Source organism: Paenibacillus sp. DMB20, assembly GCF_000987955.1.
Lineage (GTDB): Bacteria > Bacillota > Bacilli > Paenibacillales > Paenibacillaceae > Paenibacillus_AQ.
In genome coordinates this window covers 17,549-30,185 of the sequence record NZ_LAZU01000055.1, presented here as the reverse complement: position 1 = coordinate 30,185, position 12,637 = coordinate 17,549, and the positions used below count along the sequence as shown (strand labels likewise).

General features: G+C 54.6%; 13 protein-coding genes. 5 read left to right on the top strand and 8 right to left on the bottom strand.

Going from position 1 to position 12,637, the window contains the following annotated elements; genetic code table 11:
* Window positions 1-94: 94 nt before the first annotated feature.
* The 4 genes from XI25_RS30300 to XI25_RS30285 all read right to left on the bottom strand — a co-directional run bounded on the left by XI25_RS30300 (window position 95) and on the right by XI25_RS30285 (window position 3,254).
* Entirely contained in the window at window positions 95-853 is a 759-nt protein-coding gene (locus tag XI25_RS30300; protein ID WP_046681549.1) for an AAA family ATPase, read from the bottom strand.
* 141 nt (window positions 854-994) lie between these two features.
* Window positions 995-1,585 carry an AAA family ATPase gene (locus tag XI25_RS30295; RefSeq protein WP_046681548.1) on the bottom strand — a complete coding sequence of 197 codons (591 nt, stop codon included), beginning with the start codon at window positions 1,583-1,585 and terminating at the stop codon, window positions 995-997.
* A 44-nt stretch (window positions 1,586-1,629) separates the two neighbouring features.
* Window positions 1,630-2,172 carry an NADPH-dependent FMN reductase gene (gene ssuE / locus XI25_RS30290; protein ID WP_046681547.1) on the bottom strand — a complete coding sequence of 181 codons (543 nt, stop codon included), beginning with the start codon at window positions 2,170-2,172 and terminating at the stop codon, window positions 1,630-1,632.
* 884 nt (window positions 2,173-3,056) lie between these two features.
* Window positions 3,057-3,254, bottom strand: a complete 198-nt coding sequence (locus XI25_RS30285; protein WP_046681546.1) for a hypothetical protein — start codon at window positions 3,252-3,254, stop codon at window positions 3,057-3,059.
* Between the two features lie 254 nt (window positions 3,255-3,508).
* Between XI25_RS30285 and XI25_RS30280 the strand changes: the two genes are divergently transcribed.
* Window positions 3,509-3,967, top strand: a complete 459-nt coding sequence (locus XI25_RS30280; protein WP_046681545.1) for a hypothetical protein — start codon at window positions 3,509-3,511, stop codon at window positions 3,965-3,967.
* Between the two features lie 122 nt (window positions 3,968-4,089).
* Here the strand turns inward: XI25_RS30280 and XI25_RS30275 are convergent, their stop codons facing one another.
* Window positions 4,090-5,703: a bifunctional ADP-dependent NAD(P)H-hydrate dehydratase/NAD(P)H-hydrate epimerase gene (locus XI25_RS30275; protein ID WP_046681544.1), complete on the bottom strand. Its 1,614-nt coding sequence runs from the start codon at window positions 5,701-5,703 to the stop codon at window positions 4,090-4,092.
* A 433-nt stretch (window positions 5,704-6,136) separates the two neighbouring features.
* The gene (locus XI25_RS30270; protein WP_046681543.1) at window positions 6,137-6,769 is read right to left on the bottom strand and encodes an NAD(P)-dependent oxidoreductase; all 633 of its coding nucleotides are present in this window, start codon (window positions 6,767-6,769) and stop codon (window positions 6,137-6,139) included.
* A 345-nt stretch (window positions 6,770-7,114) separates the two neighbouring features.
* Here XI25_RS30270 and XI25_RS30265 point away from each other — a divergent pair, with 345 nt between their 5' ends.
* Window positions 7,115-8,008, top strand: coding sequence for a hypothetical protein (locus tag XI25_RS30265; RefSeq protein WP_046681542.1), 894 nt, complete (start codon window positions 7,115-7,117; stop codon window positions 8,006-8,008).
* Window positions 8,009-8,563: 555 nt separating this feature from the next.
* Here the strand turns inward: XI25_RS30265 and XI25_RS30260 are convergent.
* Complete coding sequence (locus XI25_RS30260) at window positions 8,564-9,250, bottom strand: YetF domain-containing protein (RefSeq protein WP_152669259.1); 687 nt, start codon at window positions 9,248-9,250, stop codon at window positions 8,564-8,566.
* A gap of 145 nt (window positions 9,251-9,395) precedes the next feature.
* On the opposite strand from XI25_RS30260, the gene XI25_RS30255 reads away from it, so the two are divergent.
* The 3 genes from XI25_RS30255 to XI25_RS30245 all read left to right on the top strand — a co-directional run bounded on the left by XI25_RS30255 (window position 9,396) and on the right by XI25_RS30245 (window position 11,709).
* The gene (locus XI25_RS30255) at window positions 9,396-10,334 is read left to right on the top strand and encodes a hypothetical protein (protein ID WP_152669258.1); all 939 of its coding nucleotides are present in this window, start codon (window positions 9,396-9,398) and stop codon (window positions 10,332-10,334) included.
* A 216-nt stretch (window positions 10,335-10,550) separates the two neighbouring features.
* Window positions 10,551-11,189 carry a TetR/AcrR family transcriptional regulator gene (locus tag XI25_RS30250; protein ID WP_046681541.1) on the top strand — a complete coding sequence of 213 codons (639 nt, stop codon included), beginning with the start codon at window positions 10,551-10,553 and terminating at the stop codon, window positions 11,187-11,189.
* 13 nt (window positions 11,190-11,202) lie between these two features.
* Window positions 11,203-11,709 (top strand): DUF4188 domain-containing protein, encoded by a 507-nt coding sequence (locus tag XI25_RS30245; protein ID WP_046681540.1) that lies wholly within the window; start codon window positions 11,203-11,205, stop codon window positions 11,707-11,709.
* Window positions 11,710-12,195: 486 nt separating this feature from the next.
* Here the strand turns inward: XI25_RS30245 and XI25_RS30240 are convergent, their stop codons facing one another.
* Window positions 12,196-12,432 (bottom strand): YezD family protein, encoded by a 237-nt coding sequence (locus XI25_RS30240; protein ID WP_046681539.1) that lies wholly within the window; start codon window positions 12,430-12,432, stop codon window positions 12,196-12,198.
* Window positions 12,433-12,637: the final 205 nt, after the last annotated feature.

Here is a 12,637-nt window from a genome sequence, read left to right as displayed (position 1 = left end):
TACAGACCAGAAAAAGAACAAATTTAATTAGAAAAACTGTATTAATATATGAATATAAGGACATAAAAAGACTCCCTCCGAAAAGGAGGGAGCCTCATTCCCCGGAATCGGCCAGAAGCTCTTTCAGCATCGCTTCCCGGTTGTTGACGAATTCCTTCGTAATCATATAATGATCCGTCTCCTCCAGCCGGCATTCCTCGATTCCGTTCTCGTTCAGCCTGTAGATCCGGGCATCGGGATACGCCATCAGAATGGGAGAATGCGTGGATATAATAAACTGGGAGTGATCCTGGACGAGATCATGAATGCGGGCCAGCATGGCCATCTGGCGGAAAGGCGACAGCGCGGCCTCGGGCTCGTCCATGATGTACAAGCCGTGCCCGCTGAAGCGGTGCAGGAAAGTCGCGAAGAACGATTCCCCATGCGACTGCTCGTGCAGCGACTTGCCTCCGTAGGACTGATAGAGTCCGGGACGTATGCGCTCCAGTTCATCGATCTCCGAGGCCACATTATAATAGCTTTCGGCCCGGAAAAAGAAACCGTCCCTCGGCTTCCGCGTGCCCCGAACCGGCCGGATATACCTGTGCAACGGGGAGTGAGTCTCCCTTGTGGCAAATGAAAAATTGATCGTGCCGCCCTCCGGGTTAAAGCCGAGCACGGCGGCTACCGCTTCCAGAAGCGTTGATTTGCCCATGCCGTTCTCGCCGACGATATAGGTCACTTTCGGATGAAACTCCAACTGATCCAGCGAGGAAACGGCCGGCAGATTGAACGGATACTCCCGGAACGAAGGAACCTGGTCCTTTAACAGCAAGATAGCTCGCAAATAGGCGTTCAGCAATGCAGGGTCCATCTCTTTCTCCTCCACTCAGGCAGAAACGGCTTCGCCGTCCTGTTCAAGAGGCGGCGTAGCTTTTCTTTCGGAAAATTTTGAAAAAGGCGGCATCCCCGAAATATGCTTCGTTGATGCCGCCCTAATATCTTCATGCTGAGGTTATTCGTTTACGATGAACTGATACAGCTCTTCAACCTTCTCATCCGTAAGTTGACCGCTGTTGTCAAACACTTTGATGGATGTTTGAGGAATATCCCAATTCACCTCGGGAACAAAATCAACGCGTTTCTTGAAGTCGTCCCAGTGCTCCAGCTTCCACTGATCGCGCTCCGTCTGCCTGTCCACAATGCGTTTCCGCTGGAGTTCCATATCCTTAAGCGCAACGACGATCACCTTGACATCAACTTCGTGTCTGGCAAGGCCCGCCGCGGAGATCACTTCTTCGATCCACTCGCGGTTTTTAAGCTCGGCCGTAAACGGGGAGATCATGAACACGTTCTGACCCGCACTCAAGTTTTCGATACATATATCCTTCGTGGTATCGTATTCGAGGTCACGCAGGTTTTCTTTATAAAATGCGGAGTCCCGGTCGTTCGGATCCAGCCCGTTCGACTCCAGAAACTTCTCGACAAAGCGCCCTCCAACCGTATCCCGGTCCAAAAACGCAGCGGGAATACGGACGGCCAGCTTCTTGGCTACCGTCGTTTTGCCTGTCCCGGCCACGCCAACAAAAAACACCAGCTTTTGCATGTGGTACCCCCTCTTGAGTATATTGTGTCTGCCTGACGGTATGTTTAATCCCGCATTCTAAGACGCGTTTCTTCAGCCAGCTCCGCAAGCGCCGATTCCAGCCGCTCCCGCAGCACTTCGGCGATATCGAATCCACCCTCTTCGGTACGGGCAACCTGTGCATCCACCGCGTATACCCCTCCGAGAATGTGGCGGGCACCGATCGAGGAAAGCACGGGCTTCAGCGAATAATCGATCGCCAGCAGATGCGCCAGACTTCCACCGACGAACAGCGGCAGAATGATTTTTCCGGCGAGTCCTTTTTCCGGGATCAGGTCCAGGAACGTTTTCAGCACGCCCGTATAGGATGCCTTATACACCGGACTTGCCACGATAACGGCATCCGCCTCCGCCACAAGGCCGTTCGCCTTGACGATATGCTCGCTTTCAAACTTCGTATGAATCAAATCCTCAGGAGGCATCTGGGCCACATCGATCCGGTTCACCTCGAAACCGGCCTCTGTCAGATTCCGCTCCGCCAGTTCCATGATGGCAGTCAATCTTGAGCCAGACGTGGGACTGCCGTTAATAATGACGGCTTTAGCCATTACCTATCACCTCTCGCTTAAATAGTATCGTGCCGCCAGATCAGGCGCCAAATTATCAAGGTTATCCTTTCGGAAGGAACAGCCTCCTTCGACCGGAACCGGCAAGCAGTACAAATCGCCGCGCCTCCCAAGGCGCAGGACCGTTTCTGCAGCAAATATAAGCAAAGTATAAATGCAAGCTCATGCTTTCTTATATTTAAAAAAAGACCCTACAAGATTACTGCAAAGTCCTCCGGCGATCAGGCCGTAAACCTAAAATTAGATGTTTATTGTAATCCCTTATGTAAGTGATTTAGTTCTCATGTTATCAATCCGCTCCCCCCTTTGTCAATGGCGGAGAGCCTTATGCCGTGCGGCATTGTCCCTTGTAACGCATGGTCCTTGCGCAGCATTATTTGAGGAAGCTGATGGGGGGACGCCCGCCGGCTTAACGGAAGCGTGAATGGTGCCGCCCTCGTTCTGCGGGGGCCGAATGATTAACGGGATAGATGCTTCACTTCATAACCTATTTAGGAGATGAATTGTTCTCTTTTCCAAAATCATTTTCTAAAATACCGTACGGGAATGTGAAAACGAATAAAAAACCGGCTTTCGGCACTTCGGTATGGGCATCTGCATAGAGATAAAGCATCCACGTATATAACCAATAGAGCTGGCAAGGAGGGGTGATGGCGGCCGATCAGGCAGGCGGGGTCAGTCCATGGAATACTTAACGCCTCGATGTCACCTCCTGACAGATGAATGTCCATTGTGCAAGGACAATGTTCAACCTTCAAAAGAATGCTTTTTATATTCATGTCTTGTGCTGAAAACGAGCCGCAGCTCCACGAAAAAAAGCCCGGATTTCTCCGGGCCCCAGATTCAGTATTGTTATCGGTTTTTCCTTAATGCTTCCACCACATCCATCGCAAAAATGACGGTTCGGCTTTGACGCTGTACTGTTCCGCATCCGGCAAATCCGTAATGTGCTTGAACCGCTGACAACCGAACTCCAGGCGGTAATACTCGCCTTCCTGATCCAGATCCGAACGGGTGTTGGTTTGATTCACGACATTTTGCATCTCCGAAAAACACTCGAACATAAACGCTCGACCTCCCTGGGAATAACCGGCAGCCATTGTCCTGCCGAGGATTTGCTCCCGTAGCTTTCAGGGGCCGGCAAGATCTTAGCCGCAGGTGATGTTGGCAATCAGTTTCGCTCCTGATTCCGCTTTCATTTTAACATGAATACACGGTCGTGAGAATCCGTCACAGGCTGTTTTTCAAGTGAAAAGTCCTCTGGCAGAGGACATTTTCACAAAACCGAAACAATTGCCGTTAAGGAGGAATAACACATATGAATTCCGTAAAAAGCAACTCGAACGGCCGGATGGACATGGGTTTGTATGCGCTCAATAAATTGGCCTGTGCCGGCTCCATTTTGCTGCTGCTCACCATCGTTTCCTGGATGTGGCCGCAGGGTGCGGCCAGGCCGGCATCCATCCTTGGGGCGTCGATTCCCCTGGAGCATTGGGTTTACGGCTACGCGCTTACCTCTTCGCTTGCGGCGGACGCCGTCATCTCGTTTATTCCATCGCTCAGCAAAATGAAGCAGGCGACCCTTTACGGAGCTGCGGGTTTTCTCTTCTTCGCGCTGCTTGCGGACGGGAGCCCGAGCACCCTTTGGATCCGCGGTGCCGCTGGAGTCCTTATGCTCATGATGTACTTGTGGGGGAAAACGTTCTTTACAGGCCAGTCCCTGCTCACGCTGTTTTTTGCGCTCGTCGTCCCCCTTCTCTGCTGGGCCATCCTGTAATTGAGAATCGGGCCCGAGCGGGAGCAGCAAGATAAACAACCTTCGTTTTCCCAGGAGAAGCGAAGGTTGTTTATTAGGCGTTGGCTTTGGCGTTGGTTTTGCCTCGGCATCGGCCGTCCTGCCTATAAGGCTTCGATGACGTCACCGGCCGTGACGGATGAGGAATGTCCGCGGAGCCGCGCCGCTCTTTCGCCGGCCAGTCCGTGCAGCCTAACACCGATCGCAGCGGCCTGGGGGCCGGACAAGCCCTGAGCGAGCAGACCGGCTATGATTCCGGTCAGCACATCCCCCATGCCGCCGGTAGCCATGCCGGGATGTCCCGTAACATTGACATATGCCCTCCCGTCAGGAGCCGCAATGACCGTTCGCGCTCCCTTCAGGACAAGCGTCACTCCATGACGGACCGCAAAATGGATCGCCGTGCCGATTCGGTCCCGCTGCACTTCCGCCGTGGATTTGCCGGTCAAACGGGCCATTTCCCCAGGATGAGGCGTCAGCACGGTATCCGCTGTTCTTCGCTTCCAATCCGCAAAATCTTCTGTTGCGGACAGGGCGTTGAGGGCATCCGCATCCACCACCATCGGAGCATGGCTTTCTTCCCAGAGGCGCCGGATCCATCTGCCGTCTCCTTCGAAACGGCCGAGACCCGGGCCTGCCGCAAGAACATCCCGGCTCTGCAGCAGTTCCAGCACACGTCCGGCGGAAGCTTCGTCCCAGGACCCGTCTCCAGCCGCTGCCGCCGGAGCCAGCATGAGCTCGGGAGCCGTGCCGGACATGGGCAGCAGCAGTTCCTCGGGCAGAGCCCAAGTAACCAGCCCGCAGCCGGCCCGGAGCGCAGCCCGCGAAGCAAGCAGGCCCGCGCCGCTCATGGTACGGCTTCCGCCGACCGTCAGCACATGGCCGTACGTTCCTTTATGGCCTTCCGGCGAACGGGGAAGCTCGGGGTCCGTTTCAAGCTCTTCGCGAATAACGTCAGGCGTGAGCAGAAACACCGGTACCCCCTGTTCCCGGCAAAGGGACGAAGGGATGCCGATGGAACGCACCGCCACCCGCCCGGCGGCCCCTGCGCCGGGATATTGGACGAGGCCCCGCTTCAGGAACGCGAGGCATACCGTCACCGATGCCCGAACGCAGGGCTCGTGCAGCATGCCGGTGTCGGCGTCAAGTCCGCTGGGAATATCCGCGGACACAATCGGCAGGCCGCTCTCGTTCGCGGCCCGGATCATCGCGGCGTAAGCGCCGCGGGGCGCGCCCGACGCGCCCGTTCCAAGCAGCGCGTCCACGATCCCGGTGTACGCGCGGTAATCCACGGCCTCCTCCCGGCCGTGGACAAGCTGCGGGATGCCGAGCGCTGCCGCGGCGTCCCGCTGGAGGGCGGCCTCGCCGGTCAGGGACGACGGCTCGGTCGCATAAAGCAGCGTGACGCGGACCCCCGCTTCACGCAAATGCCTTGCGGCGGCGGCACCGTCGCCGCCGTTGTTGCCTTTGCCCGCGAGCACCAGCCAGTGCTCCTCCGCGGCCCGCTCCAGGTGCGTAGAGGCATCCCCGGCAATGCCATGCGACGAAAAGAGGCCTTCCCCGGCCGCTTTTCCTCCTCGCCGTTCCCGGCATAGAGCCAGCACCTCCTCCGCTATGGTTTTCCCCGCTGTCTCCATCAGCGATGCTGCCGGAATGCCAAGCCCGTGAATGGCACGATGGTCCAGCTCCCGCATTTGTTCCGAATCGACGATGTACATCCATACTCAGCTCCTTTGCCGTAAGCTTCCCCAACCCCCGTTTGCGTTCACTTGCCGTCCCTGCCCCTCCATGCTCGGCCCCTTCAAACGCGTCTATCCCGACTGACGGAAATGCGTCGATGCCAGCCATCCGAACAAGAGGATTCGGAGTCTTATCTGTTTTCCACATTATACCGCGCAAGGGATGCAAGACGCACTACCGGCTCATTCGGTTAGACGGGAAATCCACGCATGCCAAAAGACGCCGTTCCTCGGACGGGCCATTTCCGCCGTATCGAGGTTAAGGCGTCCCTTGTTCCAAAACAAAACATCCTGCAGTCAACCGGAAGGCCGCATCATCATCCTTCGAGGGAACGATGGCCGTGCGCGACACATCCAAAAAACAGCAAGCCTGCGAAACCGGCTTCTCCGGTCGCAATCCGCTTCGCCAGCATCAGTAAGCCACCGTAAACCGCGCCCGGGTAAACTGAGGATCCTCCAGCTCATCAATCATGGCCACGGCGTAATCCTCCGCGGAGATCCGGCTGTCCCCGCTCTCATCCGTAATTAAACGGTCCGTTCCGATCCGGAACTGCCCGGTCCGCCGCCCCGGCTCGATAATGGCTGCGGGGCTGAGATAGGTCCAATCCATATCCGACTCCTTGTATATGCCGTAAGCGTCGCCATGGGCCATGGCAAGCGTGCGGAACTCTCCCGGAAATCCGGGCGTATCCATCAGCGCCTTGCCGCTGTCCGTGATCAGGCTTCCCGCCCCGCCGACAATGAGCAGACGGGAGACGCCGCCCCGCCGGACACCCTCCAGCAAAGCCCGGGCCGCCTCCAACAGCTCTTCCTCTTCCCCAAATCTGGGCCCGTACGCGCTGATGACGGCATCGCTGCCTTTAACCGCTTCGGCAATCGAATCCGGGTCCACCGCGCTTGCCCGGACGACATTCATCCGGTCTTTAAAATCCTGCATTTTCTCGGGGTTACGGACGACTGCGGTCACTTCATGTCCCCGCCGGACCGCCTCCTCCGCGATCCGCTTTCCGATCGTGCCCGATGCTCCGACAACTGCTACCTTCATAAAATGCTACCCCTTTCAGGCTGTAATGACGATATCGGCCTTTCCTTGGAAATCCGGTTATTCAAGGCGTCCGAAAGCCCCGCTTCCTTAATTACTTATCCTTAATCCGCATCTTTCAAACCTTAAGCATTCATAATTTCTCGAAACAACATTACTAAAGACCTATGTCATTAACTTAAATTATCACCGATAGTATTTATGCATGCATATTTGTGAAAAATGTCGTAAAAAACCTGCCTTTAACGTCCTCCTTCCATATATACATGTCCATTTATAGCGAAATGCATATCCATGCCCCTATTCCTTGCTCTTACCAATCCAACGTATGTAAGGAGAAATACGCCAATGATAAACTACCGCAATCACCGTATCTTCCTACGGGTAGCCTGCTGTCTGTTATTCCTTGCCGGCTTGTCCCTGCCTTCCAAAACCGTACAGGCGCAGCCTCCGCAAAAGGCCACATGGTTATGGAACGCCTCTCTCATCAAGGATTCCTCCGAAAGCATTCTTTCTTTTGCCGACGTGAACGGAATCAACGTCTTTTATGTTCAGATGAACCGGGATGTAAAGCCCGAGTATTATAAAAGCTTCATCAGGCAAGCCACCGCACGCGGCATGGAGGTTCATGCACTCGGCGGCGCCCCCAATTGGTCGCTGGAGTCGGAACGTTACCGCGTGGATGCCTTTATCAAATGGACGACGGATTACCAAAACGCCGCCGCTCCGTCGGAGCGTTTTAAAGGCATTCATTTCGATATCGAGCCTCATGTCCTCAGTCAATGGAAAACGGACCAGGCCTCCGTGATTGCTCAATGGCAGAGCAGCATAAGCTACCTTGTCGATGGCTTGCGCCCCCTGAACCTGCCGGTTACGGCCGACATCCCTTTCTGGCTCCATAAATATAACCTGCCCGACAAATCCGCGTCCATGAGCCGCTGGCTGTTATCCAAAGTGGATGCCGTTGCCATTATGGCTTACCGGGATCAGGCATCGAATATTTACAGTCTGGCTGCCACCGAGTTGAAGGAAGCGGATGAGCTGGGCAAAAAAGCGGTGATCGCTGTTGAAACGAAGCAGAGCTCCGAAGGGGCATTTATCACCTTCTATGAAGAGAGTGCCGAATTTATGGATCGCCAACTGCAGCTGGTTGAAGCGATGGCCGCCGATCACGCCTCCTTTTCCGGCTTCGCCATTCATGAGTACAATTCCTATAAAGCTTTAGTGGAAAAAGGAAACTAATCCCGGCGTGCCCGAACCATTCGCTGCTTCACGGGAAGGCCGCCGTCGGTTATGCGAACGGAATTCGGCAATCTCGGATCGATGCAAAAGCAGACGGGGTTATGTTTTTCGGTTATCTTAAAAAAACAAACAGGGTATGCCTAAGGCCTGAAAACCTTAAAGGCATACCCTGTTTGCGATTTGTTATGAACGGCCCTGAAATGTGCTCAATGTCAGAATCCTCTGCATCTTTTCCGTGAAGTGCCTGGTTTGATTTCCGGAGCCGGGATGCGACGGTTAAGCCGCCAGCAAGAGCAAGATCACATAACTCATAGTCAGCTTAGCCCGCTGTATAGGGCCTTTTGAAATTTTCGTTTGATCTTTCACATGAATCCGCTCCCTTTAAAGATGTATATTTTATTTCCTTCAATATCATCTTCGGCCTTTCGAGAGATCTGCTGATCGATTGCCCCGCCTTTTCTTGCCCATAACTTAAAATGTTTCCCTAAGGAAAATTATAAATTCGGACCTCTTCGTTTGCAAGCACATTTTAAGATCCTTTTCACCGGCCCAAGCCTAAAAATTATTGCAGCGCCGCATCACGAACATCCCCTTTCCTTCCATCCATTCCGCGTAGGCCAACTCGGAAAAGTCGTTTATGTTCTGCTCCCGCAGCTTCGTCAGAAGCCATTTTTTATCTTTCCCTAACTTGCTGAGCTTGTCTTCATTCACTTCCCCGTTCTCCACAAGGCAATGGGATAAACAAGCCTCTTCCTCCGGCAGTCCCAGGTCTCCCCGTTCCACCGTATCGTACGCCGAATGTTTCATAACGCTGAGCGACCCGTTCGGTTCGAAAATGGCATAGGCGACCTCGCGCAGCGTGAATATTTCCTTTTGCCGGAGCAGCATCGTCAGCTGTTCGAAATCGATCTTGTTTTTCCGCATCTCCTCCACATCCACCTCCCCGTTCCGGATGACCACCGACGGGGTTCCCTCAAGGGGACCCCGCAGCCTTTTGGCGTACTGGGTAAGCTTCTCAAAGACATAGGACAGCGAAAACCATACCGCCAGGGCAAAAACGAGTTCGCCGTACCGGATATCCTCCGCATACAGGGTTTCGCCCACGATATCGCTGAGCAAAAGGGAAGAAATGAAGTCAAAGGGCGTGAGGTTGGTAATTTCCTTTTTTCCCAGGAGCCGCGTCAGCAGCCATAACCCGAAAAAACCGATCACCAGTTTAACGGCAGTCATTCCCAATTCCACAAGTACGTCCCTCCTGTCGTTCCTTCTCTGCCATTTACTTACCCAATTGCCTGCCACCCTGAATATGGAGCTTTTTTCAGCTTGTCTTGAAATCCCTTCCTTCTTGTGCAATAGTGAAAAGTAGAATAACTAAGGAGGGATCGGTTTGTCCCTTGCGGAATGGATTGACCGCTTTTTCGGCTCCATGGAAGGCCTGCTTGCGGCACTGCTGGCGGCGGCCGTATTCCTGGGCTTATACATATACAGCGCGTCCCGGCTTCAGGCCGTGAGAACCGAGACGCTGGAACGAATAAGGCAGTCGCTGACGCTTTATACCCAGCTTGCCGGTCCGTTGGCCGCTGCCGCGGAACGGCAGGACGGGATCGCCGTCGACGAGGACACGCTGGCCGGACTCCTGCTGGAATGCAAAGCGGCGGACCGGCTGACATCCGACCTGCTGGAGCAGATTGACGCCTACCTGCGGGATCGCGACGATTCGCGCCTTCCGCTGCTCAGCAGATCGCTGGAACGGGAGACCAATCGGCTTGTCCGCGAGCGCAGCGAGCTTCTCAGGCGCATCGAGAGCCCGGGATGGGGCATTGGCCTGTGGCAGATCCTGAGGCCGGCCGTGCCCGGCCTGACCTTTGCTGCGGCCTTTCTCTGGACGTTCGACTTCGTGTCCGTGCTTCGTGAGCCGGGCGGCTGGAGCCGTCCGGAGGCGTGGTGCCTTTGGCTGTCCGCCATGACGGCTACCCTGTCGTTTTACCGTCTGCTGATGGATTCCAAGCGGAAAACGCAGAACGTCGTCTTTTATGTTCTGCATTTGCTTATTGCGGCCGCCGCTTTGCCGCTCCTGTTCTGGCCGGAAGCCTCGCCCTACACGTTGGCCACCCAGATCATGCTGTATCTGACCGGCTTTTGGTTCAACACCGCTCCTTCGCGGAAAGAGCGGCCATATGCGGGCCACCCTGAACTGCGGGAGCTGTACGCGGGGCAGCCGGTGGCCGACCCGCAAAGAGATAGCCATGGAAAACACCCGAATTCCCATCCGGACAGCGTTCTTTCGACCCGCGATGCCGGACATGGCGGCAGAAAACGGAGCTGAGTTTTTTAGAAGCCTTTTAAGGACAGACGGATGAAGAAGCCCTAGGTCAGCCGCTGACTTTAGGGCTTCTTTTTGCTGTTGCTGCTCGCCTTCCCTTTTCGCTTGCGAACGGCAAATTCGGAATACCCGTCTCATTTCACTTTACCTTGACAAAATAAATTAACTCGGATAAATTTATTTACAGAAGTTAAAAACTAAGATGCAGGAGATACACCTATGGAACTGTCCCAGGTTCCCCTCCGGGAACTGAAAAAAGCCAAAACCAAAATAGCCCTTTACGAAGCCGCCCTATCCCTGATCGGGGACCGGATGTTCCGTGAAGTGATGCTGGACGATATTTGCCGCAAGGCGGAAGTATCCAAGGTGACGTTCTTTAATCTGTTCCGCAAAAAAGAAGATCTGCTGCTGTATTACATGCGGGTCTGGTTGTCCGAACGAATCATTGAAATCGAAGAACATGGGCTTAAGGGCTTTGATGCCGTGCGCCATGTATGCCATAGCGTGGCGAAGGAGGCCCGCGACCGGGCCGGGATCATGCCCAGCCTGATCGCCTTTCTGGCGGAGATGAAAATGCATCCATGCATGCCTGAAATGACGCAGGCCGAGGTGCTGCTCCTTTTCCCGGGCCGGGAGGAAGCCGGGGGCGAGTCGCCGGATATGTTCGCTCTTTTTCAGCGGTGCATGGAGGAGGCGGCGGAGCTTGGCCATCTGAAACCCGGGATTTCCGTACCGGACGCGGTTCAGTTTCTTTTCACCGTGTTTTACGGCGCGTTTCTCACCGCCCAGCTTTATGCTTCAGACCGGATTTCCGCCTTTTATGACACCCAGCTTGGATTGATCGAGAATCGGAATTGAGGAGGACGAACGTTTGGGTAAAGTAATTCCGGGCCGCTATACGGCCGAGATGGATGATGCTTTTGTCGTGTTTATTATCGGGATGAGGATCAACCGCCCGTGGGCGGTCCACAAATGGCTCCCTGTTTTCAAATCGATGCCGCCGATGATTCGCGAACTTTACGCGAACCGGGAAATCGGCTTTCTGGACGGCACCTACCACTTTTCGCCGCGGGGAGCCACGCTGATTCAGTATTGGAAGTCTTTCGAGGATTTGGAGCATTATGCCCGGCATGGCGCCGAACATTTAGCCGCCTGGAGAGATTTCAACCGCAATATCGGCACGGACGGAACGGTCGGCATTTATCACGAAACGTATATCGTCCAAAAAGGACAGCATGAGGCGTTGTACAACAACATGCCCGTGTTCGGCCTCGCCAAAGCGGGCCGCCACGTCCCCGCTACCGGCCGCAAGGAAACGGCAAGCCGCCGGCTCGGACGGGATAATGAACCCGCCGTACCGTCCCCGCCCAATCCGTAACCCGGTACGAGAAGGCAGCATGCTCTTGGTGCCAGCGGTATGAAGATAACCCCTATGACCTGCCCGCAAGCGGATTGAGCTAAACAGAGGGCTACGAAGAACTGACAGCGACTCCCTTTGTTTGGGGTAAACAGCGATCCGGGCATCGCCTCGGACATACGTTCCGTTATTTGAGGTAAATAGCCCTTTCAGGCAACTGTCGCTGTCGCTGACTTACGTTCCGTTATTTGGGCATATCGCTTCATTTTATAGTTCGTTTCCGGTAATTAGCGGAATCTGTGTCCGTTAGACTGAAAAAAGAGGGGTTTTCGAAGGAATAGCGGAACCAGTGTCCCCTACCATCATCCGGCGTTAGCCCAACATTAATGCGTTATGTCACTACTAGGCTGCGTTAGCTCATCCATTACGTGTTATGCACCACCATGCCGCGTTAGATCACCATTAACATGCGGGAAACATGGCTACCGGGATGTCCGGATAATTCGATTACTTCTGCTGCTTCTCCCCCGGCCGGCGAACATGCTGCCGGGTTGAGGAACGCGTGGATTTTTCCGGCGAATCGGCACCGGAGGGCGTATTTCCAAAACGCTTGCGCTCCGTGCGTTCCATCTGAACGATTTGCCCCTCATGCACTACGATATGCAGCGAACCGAACTCCATGTCGTTCAGCAGACCCGCAATGCGTTCCAGCCACGCATCATCCACTTTTAAAGGCTTTGCCATGGATACCGCCTCCTTTGCCGGGGCCTAACGCCCTGTATTTGAATGGCTCATGTTGCAGCGACGCCGCCGTTCTTCAAAAGGCGACGATATCTGTTTTGCCCGTTACGTTCTTCCGAGGACTCGAAGCTTCGTGGGAACCCGTTCGCGTCCCCATTAATCACCCTTTTCCAACCCACATAGTATGAATTAAACTTAGCATGGTCTG

Excerpts from the sequence above, each read along its gene's own strand:
- XI25_RS30275 (WP_046681544.1), bottom strand. The coding sequence starts at position 5,703 with ATGTACATCGTCGATTCGGAACAAATGCGGGAGCTGGACCATCGTGCC.
- XI25_RS30280 (WP_046681545.1), top strand. The coding sequence starts at position 3,509 with ATGAATTCCGTAAAAAGCAACTCGAACGGCCGGATGGACATGGGTTTG.
- XI25_RS30295 (WP_046681548.1), bottom strand. The coding sequence starts at position 1,585 with ATGCAAAAGCTGGTGTTTTTTGTTGGCGTGGCCGGGACAGGCAAAACG.
- ssuE (WP_046681547.1), bottom strand. The coding sequence starts at position 2,172 with ATGGCTAAAGCCGTCATTATTAACGGCAGTCCCACGTCTGGCTCAAGA.
- XI25_RS30265 (WP_046681542.1), top strand. The coding sequence starts at position 7,115 with ATGATAAACTACCGCAATCACCGTATCTTCCTACGGGTAGCCTGCTGT.
- XI25_RS30285 (WP_046681546.1), bottom strand. The coding sequence starts at position 3,254 with ATGTTCGAGTGTTTTTCGGAGATGCAAAATGTCGTGAATCAAACCAAC.
- XI25_RS30300 (WP_046681549.1), bottom strand. The coding sequence starts at position 853 with ATGGACCCTGCATTGCTGAACGCCTATTTGCGAGCTATCTTGCTGTTA.
- XI25_RS30250 (WP_046681541.1), top strand. The coding sequence starts at position 10,551 with ATGGAACTGTCCCAGGTTCCCCTCCGGGAACTGAAAAAAGCCAAAACC.
- XI25_RS30270 (WP_046681543.1), bottom strand. The coding sequence starts at position 6,769 with ATGAAGGTAGCAGTTGTCGGAGCATCGGGCACGATCGGAAAGCGGATC.
- XI25_RS30240 (WP_046681539.1), bottom strand. The coding sequence starts at position 12,432 with ATGGCAAAGCCTTTAAAAGTGGATGATGCGTGGCTGGAACGCATTGCG.